Raw genomic sequence first — 14,306 nt, forward strand, 5'->3', positions numbered from 1 at the left:
GATTTTCAGCATATCAGGTGTTTGCATCTTGAGCACACACGTCCGAATGTGGCGGATGTTAATCCGACACAGGCGAACGCGTGTTAGCGAGAGCAAGCAAACAACGATATGTGAAAATAGTAGGAAGGCGGTCTCTTTCACTTCCGGACCTTTATTCAGCTTTGTAACTCAAATTTTTATTAGAGCATATGTGCCCGCAGTTCTTCCGCGCTCTTCGGGGACAGGTAAGCCGGTGCCACATCAAATACGGTCTTGCATCCGCTCATGCCCTCTTTGTTCATGCGGCTGACTGCTCTTGCGTAAGACACGATCACGGAGCCGGTGAACTCCGGGTTGGAATCCAGCTTTAAGCTGTACTCGATCACATGCTTGTGCTCTTTCTCCATTCCGGTAACGCCGGTACGGATGACCATGCCGCCGTGCGGCAGTCCGCTGTGGTCACGCTTCATCTCTTCCTCGGTGATGAAGTGAACGGTAGTATCATAATCAGAGAAGTAGTTCGGCATGGTCTTGATCTCGTTCTCAATCTTAGCCAGATCTGCGCCTTTCTCAGCTACTACGAAGCATTCTCTGGTATGCTTCTCTCTGGTGGTCAGCTCCGGATTGGAACCGCTTCTGACTGCCTCTACAGCCTTCTCTACCGGGATGGTGTACTGTCTGCAGTCTTTTACACCCTCGATGCGGCGTACTGCGTCAGAATGTCCCTGGCTCACGCCCTTACCCCAGAAGGTGTAATCCTTGCCTTCCGGCAGCACGCAGTTTGCGTACAGGCGGTTTAAAGAAAACATGCCCGGATCCCAGCCGCAGGAAATCAGGCTGACCTTGCCTGCCTTCTTTGCTGCTGCGTCCACTGCCGCAAAATGTTCCGGAATTCTTGCATGGGTGTCGAAGCTGTCTACCACGTTGTACATGGAAGCGTACTGCGGAGTCTGAACCGGAAGATCGGTTGCGCTTCCGCCGCAGAGGATCAGCACATCCAGCTCGTCCTGCATATGGGACAGCTCATCTGCCTGCAGAACCTTTACGCCTGCGGTGCGAACCTTTACGTTCTCCGGATTTCTGCGGGTGAAGACTGCCTTCAGCTCCATGTCATCGTTCTGGGCAATGGCGCTCTCAACACCTTTTCCCAGATTGCCGTAACCTAAAATACCAACTCTGATGCTCATAACTTTGTTCTCCTTTATTGTGTATATTCAGGGGCCATTTTTTAACGGTCCCGTTCTGGCTTTTCTCGTGATACCCTGTAATATTCTCCTGCGTCTTAGATCTGTGCGTCCTTTACATACCAGTAAAGAAGTTCTACACTGTCCACCACATCGCGGATATCGCAGACCTCATAGGAATGCACATAACGCATCGGGATCTGGATGCCGCCGCTCTTGATGCCGCCGTTTAAGGTCTGCATAAAGCTTGCGTCGGTAGCGCCTGCCGCATAGGCCTCGATCTGGTAGGGGATATCGTGTGCCTTTGCGATCTTCTTCATTTCACGGACAAGATCCCGGTTTGCCAGGATACCGCCAACGCCGGCGCTCAGCTTATCCATCACCTTGATGGACGTGCCGCGGCCCAGTTCATTGATGTAGCGGCTCTCGGAAACCCCCGGAATGTCCACAGCCAGGCTCATGTCAAGCGCCAGGGCTACATCCGGTTTTAAGCGGGTGGCTGCCGCAATGGCGCCGCGGGCTCCCACCTCTTCCTGGGTGGAAAACAGGCCATAGATATCCGGTACATCCGCATCATCCTTTAAGAGCTTTAATACCTCTAACAGAATAAATACCAGTGCCCGGTCATCTAATGCCTTTGCGCCAATCCGGTGTTTTCCAAGGAAGATCACCGGATAGCAGATAGAGACGGAATTTCCTTCCTCGATTCCCATCTCATATACTTCCTCGCGGCTTTCCGCGCCCACTTCAATGTAAAACTCCTGTGCGGATTTCGGCATTTCAGAGCAGCGGTCCGGACGTCCCGGATGCAGGGACTGCACAATGCCGTCCACATGTCCGGTCTCCGTCTTAATGATCACGTGCTTGCCGAAAAACTGCTGCGGCGCGATACCGCCCAGAGTCTCTACCCACAAAAATCCTTTGCTGTCGATGTGGCGGATGATGAGTCCGATCTCATCCATATGGGCTGCGATCAGCACGCTGCCCTTTTTATTTCCCTTCTTATACGCAATGAGGTTTCCCATCACGTCATCAGAAAGCTCTACGTCACAATCTGCCAGCTCTTTTCTTAACAGATCTGCCACTTCATCCTCAAACCCGGAAGGTCCCACTGCGTCACACAGCGGTCCGATCAGGGTGCGGAAATCCGCTTCAATCTGCTTTCTGTCCAGTTTCATTCCTTCTCTCCTCCGTTTTCATTCCCATTTTCCAGTTCATCATAGCACGCCTGATAGGAAGAATCAAATGCTTCAAAATCCATTTTTTCTCCGATCTTCGGAATACTGCCTAAAAGCAGCTTTGTGTAGTCGTGCTTCGGATGGGAAAATATCTCATCTCTGGTTCCCTCTTCCACCACATGGCCACGATACATGACCATCACACGATCTGCAATGTGCTTGACCACACCAAGATCGTGAGAGATGAAAATATAGGAAATATTTAACTTCTGCTGAAGCTCCTTTAACAGATTGATGATCTTCGCCTGCACGGATACATCCAGCGCGGACACCGGCTCATCGCAGATGATGATCTCCGGCTTTAAGATGATGGCCCGGGCAATGCCGATCCGCTGGCGCTGTCCGCCGGAAAACTCATGCGGATAGCGGTCCGCAAAGTCCCGGTTCAGTCCGACCAGCTCCATGGTGTCCAGGATCAGTTTTTCCCGCTCTTCCTCTGTCTTATAGCAGTGCTCGATATCCACCGGTTCCCCGATGATATCCCGCACCGTCATACGCGGATTTAAAGAGCTGTAGGGATCCTGAAAGATCATCTTGATATTTCTGCGGGCTTTTTTCAGCTCCTCGCCCTTCAATTTCAGGAAATCCTGTCCCTTTAAGATGACCTCACCGGAAGTCGGCTCCGTCACGCGGATCAGGGATTTCACGGTGGTGGATTTTCCGCAGCCGCTCTCGCCTACAATGGCCAGCGTCTCACCGCGGTGCAGGGTAAAGCTGACGCCGTCCACGGATTTTACATATTCCTTTTCCCCGAACAGTCCCTTTCTTCCCACCATATAATATTTCTTTAAATTCTTTACCTGAAGGATCGTCTCACTCATGCCTGCGCTCCTCCCTTGCTTTGACTCTCAGTGTGTTTTTTATTGTCCTCATACAAAAAGCACCGCACCAGATGACCGCTGTTTTCCACGAGCTCCGGGCGTTCATTTCTGCACTGCTCAGTTGCATGGGCACAGCGCGGGGAAAAGATACAGCCCTTTGGCAGATCATAAAGCATCGGTACATTGCCCGGAATGCTGAGCAGGGTGTCTTTTTCTTCATCAAGACGCGGGATGGCTGCCTGCAGTCCCTGGGTATAGGGGTGTTCCGGCTCCGTAAAGATTTTTTCCCCTTCGGCGTACTCTACCAGCTGGCCCGCATACATGACTGCAACGCGGTCTGCCATCTGGGAGATGACGCCCATATCATGACTGATGAAGATAACCGATGTGCCGGTCTCCTTCTGCAGACGGCGGATCAGTCCCAGGATCTGGGCCTGCACCGTAACATCCAGCGCCGTGGTCGGCTCGTCACAGATTAGCAGCCTCGGTCTGCAGATCAGCGCCATGGCAATCATGATGCGCTGGCGCATACCGCCGGAAAGCTGAGCCGGAACCTCGGAAAACACCTTTTCCGGGCGAGCAATGCCAACGGAACGGATCATGGCAAGAGCACGCTTCTTTGCCTCTGCCTTATTCATTTTCTCATGGGAGGTAATGGTCTCCACAATCTGGCGTCCGCAGGTCATCAGCGGGTTTAAGCTGGTCATTGGCTCCTGGAAGATCATGGAGATACCGGTTCCCCGGATCCTGCGCAGATCCTTTTTTTTCATGCCCACCAGTTCCTGTCCCTCAAACTGAATACTGCCTCCGGTCACCTTTCCCGGATGAGCCACCAGTCCCATGATGGCAGAAGCCAGCATACTCTTTCCGCAGCCACTCTCACCCACGATGCCAAGGGTTTCCCCCGCTTTCAGTGTAAGACTTAAACGGTCGATGACCGGAAGCTCGCCGCGGTCGGTAAACAGCCGCACATCCAGATCTTTCATTATAAGAATGTTTTCGTTTTCCATGTCGTCTTCCTTTCTATTTGCGGAGTTTCGGATCCAGCACATCCCGCAGGCCATCGCCCAGGGTATTGAAGGCGATCACGGTGAGAATGATGCAGAGTCCCGGAAACAGGCTGTAGTAGGTGTTGGTACGGATGAAGGTCTGGGCGCCGGAGATCATGGAGCCCCAGCTTGCGGTCGGGCTCGGCACGCCAAGTCCCAGATAGCTTAAGCTGGCCTCAGTCAGGATCGCGGACGGGATGCCCAGGGTACAGGACACGATCAGCATTGGGATACAGTTTGGGAATAAGTGCTTTAAAATAATGCGCAGGCTGCTTCCGCCGTCAATTCGGCAAGCCTGAATATATTCCTGCTCCTTGAGCTGCAGGACTGTGCCGCGGATCAGCCGGGCCGTATTGGCCCAGGATAAAAATCCCAGAGTCAGATACAGATTCATAAGGCCGGATCCCAATGCATACATGAGGGCCATGGCAAACAGCAGCGCCGGGAAGCTGGAAAACACCTGGATCAGAAAAGAAATCACATCGTCTACCTTCTTCCCGAAATAACCGGCGCACACACCCATAAAATAGCCGATCACAGAGGCGATCAGCTGGGAGACCAGGCCGACGCTTAAGGATACCCGGCAGCCGTAGAGACAGCGTGTCAGAATATCACGGCCAAATTCATCGGTACCAAACAGATGCTCAGCGCTTGGAAACAGCAGCTTGTCTGCCAGTACCTGCTTATTCGGGTCATATGGAGTGAGAGCCGGTGCCAGGATCGCAGATACGGTCAGGATCACCAGGATCAGGAGAGACAGCACCGCCAGCTTGTTTTTCCAGAACAGCTTTAAGCTCTCGGAATAATAATTCTTTTTTCTCATCAGCTATTCTCCTTTCGTCAGGCGGATGTTCGGGTTGATGACCGCGTACAGAATATCCACGATAAAGTAGATCAGGACACAGATTGCCGCCACATAGATCACGCCGCCCTGCACCAGCGGAATATCCCTGCGGTGGATGGCATCGATCAAAAGCTTACCAATTCCAGGAATGTTGAACACGTTCTCGGTGATCATGGAACCGGTCAGGAGTGCGCCGATATCCGTACCGATCACGGTGATAATCGGTACCAGAGCATTCTGGAAAATATGGATCAGGATGATGCGCCAGGAATACAGGCCCTTTGCGTAAGCAGTCTTGACAAAATCCTGACCGGTCACCTCCAGCATGCTGGCACGGGTAATGCGGGCAATAGATGCCGCATAGCGCACACCCAGGGCCGCAGACGGAAGCACATAGCCGATCGGACTCTTTACGCCGGATACCGGAAAAATGTCAAAACGCAGTCCTACATAAATCTGAAGAATGATTGCTACCCAGAACGATGGGGCAGAAATTCCCAGGGCGGAAAGACTCATGAGAATCCTATCCAGCGGACGGTCATGGTAAACAGCCGCCAGAATGCCGGTAGTCAGCCCCACGATCAGCGCCACGATGTACGCTGCAGTAGCCATGATGACCGTGTAATGGAATGCCTGCAGGATCAGGGTAATAACCGGTTTTTTCTGAAAATAACTGGTTCCCATGTCTCCGTGCAGAAGATCTTTCAGCCAGTTGAAATACTGGACCGGAAGCGGGGTGTCGAGTCCCATCTGTGCCTTCACCTGAGCGATCTTGTCTGCATCCGCAAACTCACCCAGCATTGCCGCTACCGGGTCACCCGGGATCACATTCAGGATAAAAAATGTGATCAGGGAGATGGAAAAAATAATGCCGACAGCCAGGGCCGCCCGCTTTATGATATATCGGATCAAGCGATCTCCTCCTTTGTTTTTAAGTGATTGAAACAGAAAAGGGAGTCCGGCATGCCGGACTCCCACGCGCCGGAGCGCTTTTTGATTTCACTTACTGATTCTGTGCTGCGGTATCTACATCCACATTCCAGAAATGATAGATCAGGTTGCCCACCTTGTAGTTCTTCACATACGGTTTTGCGATGAACTGGGACTGCGGATAATACAGCGGGATGCATGCGTAATCTTCCTGGGACAGGATCTTATCTGCCTCTTTGTACATATCTGCACGAGCAGTCTCGTCGGTAGACTTTCTTGCCTCATCCAGGAGCTTGTCAAAATCTTCGTTCTTGTAGAATACACCCTGTGCGTCAGATCTGTTGGAATAGAAGTAGTTGTACATCTGGAAATCTCCATCCGGATACAGCGCATTCCAGGTAGTGCCGGTCATCGGGATCTTTCCTGCGGTTCTGTCAGAGTTGTAGGTTGCGTTATCGACCACAGTCAGCTCCATGTTGATGCCAACCTCAGCCAGATAACCCTGAATGGCGGAAAATACAGCCTGGTCAGCCTGACGGACCTCTGCGTTGATCGTGAAGCCGTCTGCGTAACCGGCCTCTGCCAGGAGTGCCTTTGCCTGCTCCGGATCATACTCGTATACAGAAAGAGAATCGTCATGTCCAGGAATGCCGTTATTTAAGTAAGAGGTAGCCGGAATACCTGCTCCGTTTAACACTGCGCTGACCAGCTCCTCACGGTTGATGGCCAGAGAGATAGCCTTTCTTACGTTCACATCACTTAAGTACTGACCCTTTAAGTTCATGGAGATAAAGGAGGTACCAAGCGGATGGTAAGCGGTGATCTCATCTGCATAGTTTGTCTCGTACTGGCTTAACAGGCTTGCATTTAAGTCTGCCAGGTCAATATCACCATTCTCGTATGCGATCAGCTTGGTCTGGTCATCATCGTAGAAGATGATATCCAGCTCGTCTAAGTTTACCTCACCGCCGTGGTAATCCTCATTCTTTACAAGAACAACCTGGGTGGTATCATCGTTTTCTGCAATCTTGTACGGACCGGTACCGATCAGATCGGTGCCAAGGCCCCAGTTCTCACCGGCTGCGGTACATGCGTCCTCCGGGAAGATATCTGCGTAGGAGGTACCAATGTTCTTTACAAACGGTGCAAATGGATACTCGAGCGTGATGTTGAAGTGATAATCATCCACGATCTCAAAGCCGGCCAGCTCGGTGGCATTTCCTGCCAGCATATCCTGTGCGCCTTTGATCATGTTGAAGTAAGCAGTGCTCTTTGCTGCGGTAGCCGGAGTAAACATACGCTCAAAGGTGAATTTGACATCCTTACTGGTCAGCTCGGTGCCGTTGGTGAAGTGTACGCCCTGCTTTAACTCAAAGCTGTAGGTCAGCCCGTCGTCAGAAACTGTTGGAAAATCGGTGATCAGCACCGGCTCCTCGTTGTTATCATCGTCAAAGCGAAGCAGGCTCTCCGTTACCTCATCTGCGATGGATGCCGCTCTGGAACTGGTAGAGGTCTGCATATCCAGACCATCTCCTGCGTTTGCCTGGCCAAAACGCAGCACCTTCTTTGCGCCCTCCCCGCCTGCGCTCTCAGAACTGCTTTCTGCTGCAGCGCTGTTCTGATCTGCTGCTGCGGTACTCTCAGAAGTCTTGCCTCCGCAGCCGCTTAAAGCCAGGGCTGCAACACTGGCGGATACCAGAGCCGTTAAAAATTTCTTTCTCATAATATTTCTCCTCTCTTGTAGAACTATGATGAAACAAAAAACCGGAACTCCCGGAGATCCGGGGAATTCCGGTTGCTTTACGGAGATAGAGAGATTTGAACTCTCGCGCCGGTTGCCCGACCTACCGCATTTCGAGTGCGGACCCTTCAGCCACTTGGGTATATCTCCATTTGTCACCTGTACTGTAACACTGTAACACAGTAACTCATGTATTATACACGAAAAATGGCCGGTTGTAAATATCTCTGTCTCTATTTTTAAAGGAATTATTACTTTCCAAAATAAGCATCCACTCCGTCTGCCAGGCCGGTTCCCAGCTGATCCAGGGTTGACGCGGAATGGTCGGAAGCGCCGTCTCCCAGCTCGATATCAATCGAAGGAATTGTGGAGTAGGAAGTCTGGGTCAGATCCATCTCCATGCTGCCGCCGGAGAAAATCTTCACGCCTGCATTCTTCAGACCTGCCACAAGGCTCTCACCCAGGGCATTATGCTGCTGCCAGTGGGAAGCCACCGGCTCCATGGCGCGGTAGGATGCCACATTGGGAACACTCATATAAAAGGCGCCCTTGTTGCTTTTTGTGGAATCCCAATGCAGAGCAATGTGGCAGTCTGCTAGGTTATTTGCCAGCACAGTACGGGCCACGTTGTCCAGCTGGACATCATCACTCTCGCGGATCATCAGTACATCATAACCGCGGGCCAGAAGCTTATCTTTTAATACCCTGGCCATAGACAGGGTTACCTTCGCCTCCGGGGTTCCGTCCGCAAAGGTCATGCCGCCGGATACAGCTACCGCTGTGGTGGCACCGGCGCTGGTGGTTCCGCTGGTCACCTTCGGAGTTCCGTCCGGATGGCACTGGGTCTTCACACTGCTGCCGCCCTTGGTTCCGTGACCGGCATTGACGCAGACTACTTTATTCTTACGGGATGCCGCCTCAGAGCGGTAGAGCACAGCCTTGCCACTGTTGATCTTCGACATGGAAGCGTACTTCCAGTCCATATTCAGGCCCACCTCACCTGCACTCTGGGAAGCAGATGCTGAACTGCCTGCCTCTGCATTCTGGCCGGAGGCTGCAGCCGTTTCTGCCGGCTTTTCTGTTGTAAGATAGCCAGACGCCGCATAGCAGGTCTTTCCCTCGTATTCCACCCGGCTCCAGGTTCCGTTGTCACCGGTGCGTTTCAGCGCAGTTCCGTTTGCAGGAGCTGCGATCACCTCTGTGCCCGGTGCCGGAGAAACCCGCAGGTTTAAGGTCGTTGCTTTCACATACACGATCTCATCCCGCGTTTCCATAGTCGGTGCTGACTCTGTTGTCCGTTCTGCCTTTTTCTCACTGATTCCGGCTGTCTGGTCCGGTGCGTCCTGACCGGTCGCATCTGTCCCTGCCTGAGCTGCTGCATCTGTTCTGACCTGGGCCACAGTTTCTGCTGCGGTTCCCGACACGTCTACTTTCTCATATTTTGACTGACACCCGGCTGTCATAAGCATAACCGCCGCTGCCGCCCCAAGTAATACACTTCTTTTTTTCATCGGATGATGGTTCCTCCCCCTACAACATAGTCTCCATCGTAAAATACCACAGCCTGTCCCGGGGTTACCGCCCGGACCGGCTCTGAGAACCGGCACTGCACCAGATCTTCACCAATTTCTTCAATGACGCAGGGCGCCCCCTTGTGGCTGTAGCGGATCTTGGCACTTACCTCCATGGGCTTTCCGTGCAGGCCGTCAACGGCCATCCAGTTTAACTTGTTGCAGACCAGGGAATCCGTGAACACATCGCCTGCCTCACCAATAACAACCTCGTTGGTTTCCGGCCGGATCTCCGTCACGAATACCGGATGCCCCATGGCAAGGTTTAAGCCCTTTCTCTGGCCAATGGTATAATGGGTGATACCCTCATGACGGCCGATGACCGTGCCGTCTGCCGTCACAAAATTGCCAGGTCCCGGCACATTTTCTGCCTCGCGCTCAATAAATCCGGCATAGTCATTGTCTGGAATAAAACAGATTTCCTGGCTGTCTGCCTTGTGGGCCACCTGCAGGCCGATATCCTCCGCGATCTGACGGATCTGGTCTTTCGTGTACTCGCCCACCGGCATAAGCGTATGGGAAAGCTGCTCCTGGGTCAGATTGTACAGCGCATAGGTCTGATCCTTTGCCGCAGTAGCAGATTTCTTTAAGGAATATCTGCCGTTTGGCAGCTGCTCTACCCGCGCATAATGACCGGTAGCAATATAATCTGCCCCAATGTCGAGGCTTCGCTTTAACAGGGACTCCCACTTTACATAGCGGTTGCAGGCAATACAGGGATTCGGAGTCCGCCCGCATAAATACTCGCCCACAAAATAGTCCATGACATTGTCCCTGAACTCCTTTTTAAAGTTCATGACATAATAGGGGATCTCCAGCTGCCATGCAACACGTCTTGCGTCATCAACGGCAGAAAGACCACAACAGCCTCCGTTTTCCTGCTGCGCGGTCTCCTCTTCATCCTGCCAGATCTGCATGGTGACGCCAATAACGTCATACCCCTGTTTCTTTAAAAGCCAGGCGGCAACCGATGAATCGACGCCGCCTGACATTCCAACTACTACCTTCTTTTTATTTTCTGCCTGAATCAATACTCTTCTTCCTCTTCCTCTTCGCTGATGTCAGACTTCGGCTTCTCCAGACCTTCGATCTTGATGCCGTTCTTCTCAGCGTAATCCCACAGAGCTGCATGAATGGCTTCCTCTGCCAGTAAGGAACAATGCACCTTCACCGGCGGAAGTCCGTCCAGGGCCTCCATAACGGCTTTGTTGGTTACTTCCAGGGCTTCCTGAATGGTTTTGCCCTTAACCATCTCGGTAGCCATGCTGCTCGTTGCAACTGCTGCGCCGCAGCCGAAGGTTTTGAACTTACAGTCCCGGATGATACCGTTGTCGTCGATGTCAAGGTAGATTCTCATGATATCGCCGCATTTTGCGTTGCCGACCGTGCCGACACCACTGGCATTCTCAATCTCACCGACATTTCTCGGATGCTGGAAATGATCCATAACTTTATCTGAATACATAGTGTTTATCTCCTTTTCTTATGAAAACCAATTACTTTGCCTGATGCTTGATAAAATCCTCATACAACGGGGACATGCTGCGCAGTCTTGCCACGATTGCTTTTAAGTTGTCAACGGTGTAGTCAATGTCCTCCTTGGTGGTCTCTTCACTTAAGGTTAAGCGCAGGGAACCATGCGCGATCTCGTGAGGAAGTCCGATAGCCAGAAGCACATGAGACGGATCCAGGGAACCGGAAGTACATGCAGAGCCGCTGGAACCGCAGATTCCCTTATCGTCAAGCATGATCAGCATGGACTCACCCTCGATGAACTGGAAGGAGAAGTTTGCGTTGTTCGGAAGACGGTTCTCGCGTCTGCCATTGATGCGTGCGTATGGGATCTCAGCGATAACGCGATCCATCAGATAGTCACGCAGCTCGCTCTCGTATTTGATGCGCTCTTCCATGTTTGCAGCAGCAATCTCCGCTGCCTTGCCAAAGCCTACGATACCCGGAACGTTCTCGGTACCTGCACGGCGTTTGCGCTCCTGTGCACCGCCATGGATGAAGGAACGGATCTTCACACCGGTGCGGATGTAAAGGAAGCCAATCCCCTTCGGTCCGTTGATCTTGTGGCCGCTGGCACTCATCATGTCGATGTGTAAATCATCTACGTTGATCGGCACATGTCCATATGCCTGTACGGCATCGGTGTGGAACAGAATGCCGTGCTCCTTTGCGATCTCGCCAATCTCTTTGATCGGCTGGATGGTTCCGATCTCGTTGTTTGCAAACATAACGGAAATGAGAATGGTAGTCGGGCGGATAGCCTTCTTCAGCTCATCTAATTTCAGAACGCCGTTCTCGTCTACATCGATATAAGAAACCTCGAAGCCATGGTTCTCCAGCCACTCACAGGTATGCAGAATGGCATGGTGCTCGATCTTGCTGGTAATGATATGGTTTCCCTTGCTCTTGTAAGCCTCTGCGGTTGCCTTTAATGCCCAGTTGTCAGACTCGCTGCCGCCGCCGGTGAAATACAGCTCGTTTGTCTTTGCGCCGATGGACTTTGCAATAGCCTCACGGCCTGCCGCAACTGCCTTCTTCGGCTCATCAGAGAAGCTGTAGATAGAGGACGGGTTGCCATAAAACTCCGCAAAATATGGAAGCATAGCCTCAACTACTTCCGGTCTGGTCTTGGTTGTTGCCGCATTATCCAAATAGATTGTTTTCTTCATATATAGATCCACCTTTCTGGAAAAATTACGATGATGATATCCGGCCGTCCGCGCACGCAGCCAGCCAGCCTTTCTTCATGACAATCCTTATTATAATCTTCATTTCATAGTATTTCAATAGGAATTAACAAATTTATGAAAATTTTTATCGATTTCCCGAAAAAGTACAACCAGAAATCCTGTTTTAGAGCGTATCTGTGGTATAATCATACTAATCTATATTATGATTTTTCACAAGGAGGGTTTATATGAACTACCCGGAAATCCGTTATTTAGAGCGGCTTGCTGACCTGTATCCAACCATCGCATCCGCCTCTACCGAAGTCATCAACATGGAGGCGATCTTAAACCTCCCGAAGGGAACAGAACACTTTCTTACCGACATTCACGGGGAAGATGAAGCATTCGCCCATGTACTCAAGAACGGTTCCGGATCTGTGCGGCGCAAAGTCAACGAAGTATTCGGAAATACCCTGTCCCATCAGGACAAGCGCACCCTTGCCACACTGATCTATTATCCGAGAGAAAAAATGGACCAGATCTTAAAGGTAACCGAGGACAAGGATGAGTGGTTCCGCATCACCCTCTACCGTCTCATTGAGATCTGTAAGCGCGCGGCCAGTAAATACACCCGCTCCAAGGTCCGCAAAGCCATGCCGCCGGATTTTGCCTACGTTCTGGAAGAGCTGATCACCGAAAAAGACGACAGCGTCGATAAAGCTTCCTATTACAACGCCATCGTCAACACGATCATCCACGTTGGCCGCGGCCGGGAATGCATCATCGCCATGAGCCAGCTGATCCAGCGTCTCGTCATCGACCACTTACATATTGTAGGCGACATCTTCGACCGAGGCCCTGGTCCTCACAAGATCATGGACAAGCTGATGGACTATCACTCCGTAGATATCCAGTGGGGAAACCACGATGTTCTGTGGATGGGTGCTGCCGCAGGCCAGCCTGGCTGCATTGCCAACGTCATCCGTATCTGCGCCCGCTACGGCAACCTGGATATCTTAGAGGATGGATACGGCATCAATCTGCTGCCGCTTGCCACCTTCGCCTTAAATACCTACAAGGATGATCCCTGCACCTGCTTTAAGTTAAAGGGTTCCAATGAACTGAACCAGTACGAGGTTGAGGTCAACTTAAAGATGCACAAGGCAATCTCTATCATCCAGTTTAAGGCTGAAGGCCAGCTCATCAAGGAGCACCCGGAATACCACATGGAGCAGCGCAATCTCCTGCATCGCATCGATTACGAGCATGGTACGATCACCATGGATATGCCGGACGAGAACGGCAATCTGGTGCCGCACACCTACACCCTGTTAGACAACAACTTCCCCACTATCGACCCAAAAGATCCTTATGCCTACACCCCGATCGAGGCTGATATTATGGACCGCTTAAGTAAGGCCTTTCTGAACTGTGAAAAGCTTCAGCAGCATGTCAGATTCCTGCTGGCCAAGGGAAGTCTGTATAAGATTTACAACGGAAATCTTCTCTACCATGGCTGCATTCCGTTAAACGCAGACGGAAGCTTCCAGGAAATCGAGATCAATGGTTCCTGCTTCCACGGCAGGGCGCTCTATGATATTCTGGAAAGCTACATCCGCAAAGCTTTCATGGGCGTTTCCGATCGCGAAAAACGTCTTGGCCGGGATATCATGTGGTACATCTGGCTGAATAAAGACTCACCGCTTTTTGGCAAGGACAAAATGGCTACGTTCGAGCGCTACTTCCTGGCTGAAAAAGAAACACACACAGAAAAAAAGAATCCATACTACCGCTATCTGGAAGACGAATCCGTAGTCAACCATATCCTTACGGAGTTCGGTCTTCCGGAAACCGGAAGCCACATCATCAACGGTCATGTTCCGGTCCGTTCCAAAAATGGCGAGAGTCCTGTCAAATGCGGCGGCAAAATTCTGGTCATCGACGGCGGCTTTTCCAAGGCCTACCAGAAAGAGACCGGTATTGCCGGATACACGCTGACCTATAACTCCTACGGTCTGATCCTTTCGGCCCTGGAGCCGTTCGAATCCACCGAAGCAGCAATTGAGCGTGAGATTGATATCCACTCCGACAGTGTCATCGTCCGCCATGCCGACCGCAGAAAGCTGGTAGGTGACACCGACACCGGTGCTGTGCTCCGGGAGAAGATTGCGGATCTCGAGCAGCTTCTTATGGCATACCACAGCGGACTTCTGGTGGAACGTTATGTGAAAAACTAAATCTAAGCCAGTTCTGATTCCGGCCGGAATC

The 14,306-nt window shown here is 51.7% G+C and carries 12 protein-coding genes and 1 tRNA gene; 1 reads left to right on the plus strand and 12 read right to left on the minus strand.

From position 1 onward, the window contains the following. Positions 1-179: 179 nt before the first annotated feature. The 12 genes from ACMP1L_RS13855 to nifS all read right to left on the minus strand — a co-directional run bounded on the left by ACMP1L_RS13855 (position 180) and on the right by nifS (position 12,038). Positions 180-1,166, minus strand: coding sequence for a diaminopimelate dehydrogenase (locus ACMP1L_RS13855; protein WP_418453368.1), 987 nt, complete (start codon positions 1,164-1,166; stop codon positions 180-182). A 95-nt stretch (positions 1,167-1,261) separates the two neighbouring features. Beyond that, entirely contained in the window at positions 1,262-2,341 is a 1,080-nt protein-coding gene (locus ACMP1L_RS13860) for a M42 family metallopeptidase (protein WP_418453369.1), read from the minus strand. Next, the gene (locus tag ACMP1L_RS13865; RefSeq protein ID WP_373244913.1) at positions 2,338-3,222 is read right to left on the minus strand and encodes an ABC transporter ATP-binding protein; all 885 of its coding nucleotides are present in this window, start codon (positions 3,220-3,222) and stop codon (positions 2,338-2,340) included. Before ACMP1L_RS13865 ends, ACMP1L_RS13860 begins: the two co-directional genes overlap by 4 nt. After that, a complete protein-coding gene (locus tag ACMP1L_RS13870; RefSeq protein WP_418453370.1) occupies positions 3,219-4,232 on the minus strand; it encodes an ABC transporter ATP-binding protein in 1,014 nt (337 codons plus the stop codon). The genes ACMP1L_RS13865 and ACMP1L_RS13870 overlap by 4 nt, the downstream gene beginning before the upstream one ends. Before the next feature lie 13 nt (positions 4,233-4,245). After that, positions 4,246-5,094 carry an ABC transporter permease gene (locus tag ACMP1L_RS13875; RefSeq protein ID WP_118733260.1) on the minus strand — a complete coding sequence of 283 codons (849 nt, stop codon included), beginning with the start codon at positions 5,092-5,094 and terminating at the stop codon, positions 4,246-4,248. 3 nt (positions 5,095-5,097) lie between these two features. Beyond that, positions 5,098-6,027 carry an ABC transporter permease gene (locus tag ACMP1L_RS13880; protein ID WP_118530493.1) on the minus strand — a complete coding sequence of 310 codons (930 nt, stop codon included), beginning with the start codon at positions 6,025-6,027 and terminating at the stop codon, positions 5,098-5,100. A gap of 91 nt (positions 6,028-6,118) precedes the next feature. Next, entirely contained in the window at positions 6,119-7,768 is a 1,650-nt protein-coding gene (locus tag ACMP1L_RS13885; RefSeq protein ID WP_418453371.1) for an ABC transporter substrate-binding protein, read from the minus strand. 80 nt (positions 7,769-7,848) lie between these two features. After that, positions 7,849-7,936: transfer RNA gene (locus tag ACMP1L_RS13890), tRNA-Ser, on the minus strand. Positions 7,937-8,037: 101 nt separating this feature from the next. Next, a complete protein-coding gene (locus ACMP1L_RS13895; RefSeq protein ID WP_418453372.1) occupies positions 8,038-9,297 on the minus strand; it encodes an N-acetylmuramoyl-L-alanine amidase in 1,260 nt (419 codons plus the stop codon). Beyond that, complete coding sequence (mnmA, locus tag ACMP1L_RS13900) at positions 9,294-10,385, minus strand: tRNA 2-thiouridine(34) synthase MnmA (RefSeq protein ID WP_373244947.1); 1,092 nt, start codon at positions 10,383-10,385, stop codon at positions 9,294-9,296. The genes ACMP1L_RS13895 and mnmA overlap by 4 nt, the downstream gene beginning before the upstream one ends. Further along, on the minus strand, positions 10,385-10,822 hold the full coding sequence (gene nifU / locus ACMP1L_RS13905) for a Fe-S cluster assembly scaffold protein NifU (RefSeq protein WP_118733262.1): 438 nt from the start codon (positions 10,820-10,822) through the stop codon (positions 10,385-10,387). Before nifU ends, mnmA begins: the two co-directional genes overlap by 1 nt. Before the next feature lie 31 nt (positions 10,823-10,853). Beyond that, positions 10,854-12,038, minus strand: a complete 1,185-nt coding sequence (nifS, locus tag ACMP1L_RS13910) for a cysteine desulfurase NifS (RefSeq protein ID WP_418453374.1) — start codon at positions 12,036-12,038, stop codon at positions 10,854-10,856. A 248-nt stretch (positions 12,039-12,286) separates the two neighbouring features. Here nifS and ACMP1L_RS13915 point away from each other — a divergent pair, with 248 nt between their 5' ends. After that, complete coding sequence (locus tag ACMP1L_RS13915) at positions 12,287-14,275, plus strand: fructose-1,6-bisphosphatase (RefSeq protein ID WP_118733264.1); 1,989 nt, start codon at positions 12,287-12,289, stop codon at positions 14,273-14,275. The last annotated feature ends 31 nt before the right edge of the window (positions 14,276-14,306 follow it).

Origin of the sequence: Ventrimonas sp. (assembly GCF_048380235.1) — a bacterium.
Classification (GTDB): domain Bacteria; phylum Bacillota; class Clostridia; order Lachnospirales; family Lachnospiraceae; genus Brotaphodocola.

What these genes read in the sequence shown, in the direction of transcription:
- nifU (WP_118733262.1), bottom strand. Translation starts at nt 10,822, where the DNA reads ATGTATTCAGATAAAGTTATGGATCATTTCCAGCATCCGAGAAATGTC.
- ACMP1L_RS13915 (WP_118733264.1), top strand. Translation starts at nt 12,287, where the DNA reads ATGAACTACCCGGAAATCCGTTATTTAGAGCGGCTTGCTGACCTGTAT.
- ACMP1L_RS13870 (WP_418453370.1), bottom strand. Translation starts at nt 4,232, where the DNA reads ATGGAAAACGAAAACATTCTTATAATGAAAGATCTGGATGTGCGGCTG.
- ACMP1L_RS13885 (WP_418453371.1), bottom strand. Translation starts at nt 7,768, where the DNA reads ATGAGAAAGAAATTTTTAACGGCTCTGGTATCCGCCAGTGTTGCAGCC.
- ACMP1L_RS13865 (WP_373244913.1), bottom strand. Translation starts at nt 3,222, where the DNA reads ATGAGTGAGACGATCCTTCAGGTAAAGAATTTAAAGAAATATTATATG.
- nifS (WP_418453374.1), bottom strand. Translation starts at nt 12,038, where the DNA reads ATGAAGAAAACAATCTATTTGGATAATGCGGCAACAACCAAGACCAGA.
- ACMP1L_RS13895 (WP_418453372.1), bottom strand. Translation starts at nt 9,297, where the DNA reads ATGAAAAAAAGAAGTGTATTACTTGGGGCGGCAGCGGCGGTTATGCTT.
- ACMP1L_RS13855 (WP_418453368.1), bottom strand. Translation starts at nt 1,166, where the DNA reads ATGAGCATCAGAGTTGGTATTTTAGGTTACGGCAATCTGGGAAAAGGT.
- ACMP1L_RS13860 (WP_418453369.1), bottom strand. Translation starts at nt 2,341, where the DNA reads ATGAAACTGGACAGAAAGCAGATTGAAGCGGATTTCCGCACCCTGATC.
- ACMP1L_RS13875 (WP_118733260.1), bottom strand. Translation starts at nt 5,094, where the DNA reads ATGAGAAAAAAGAATTATTATTCCGAGAGCTTAAAGCTGTTCTGGAAA.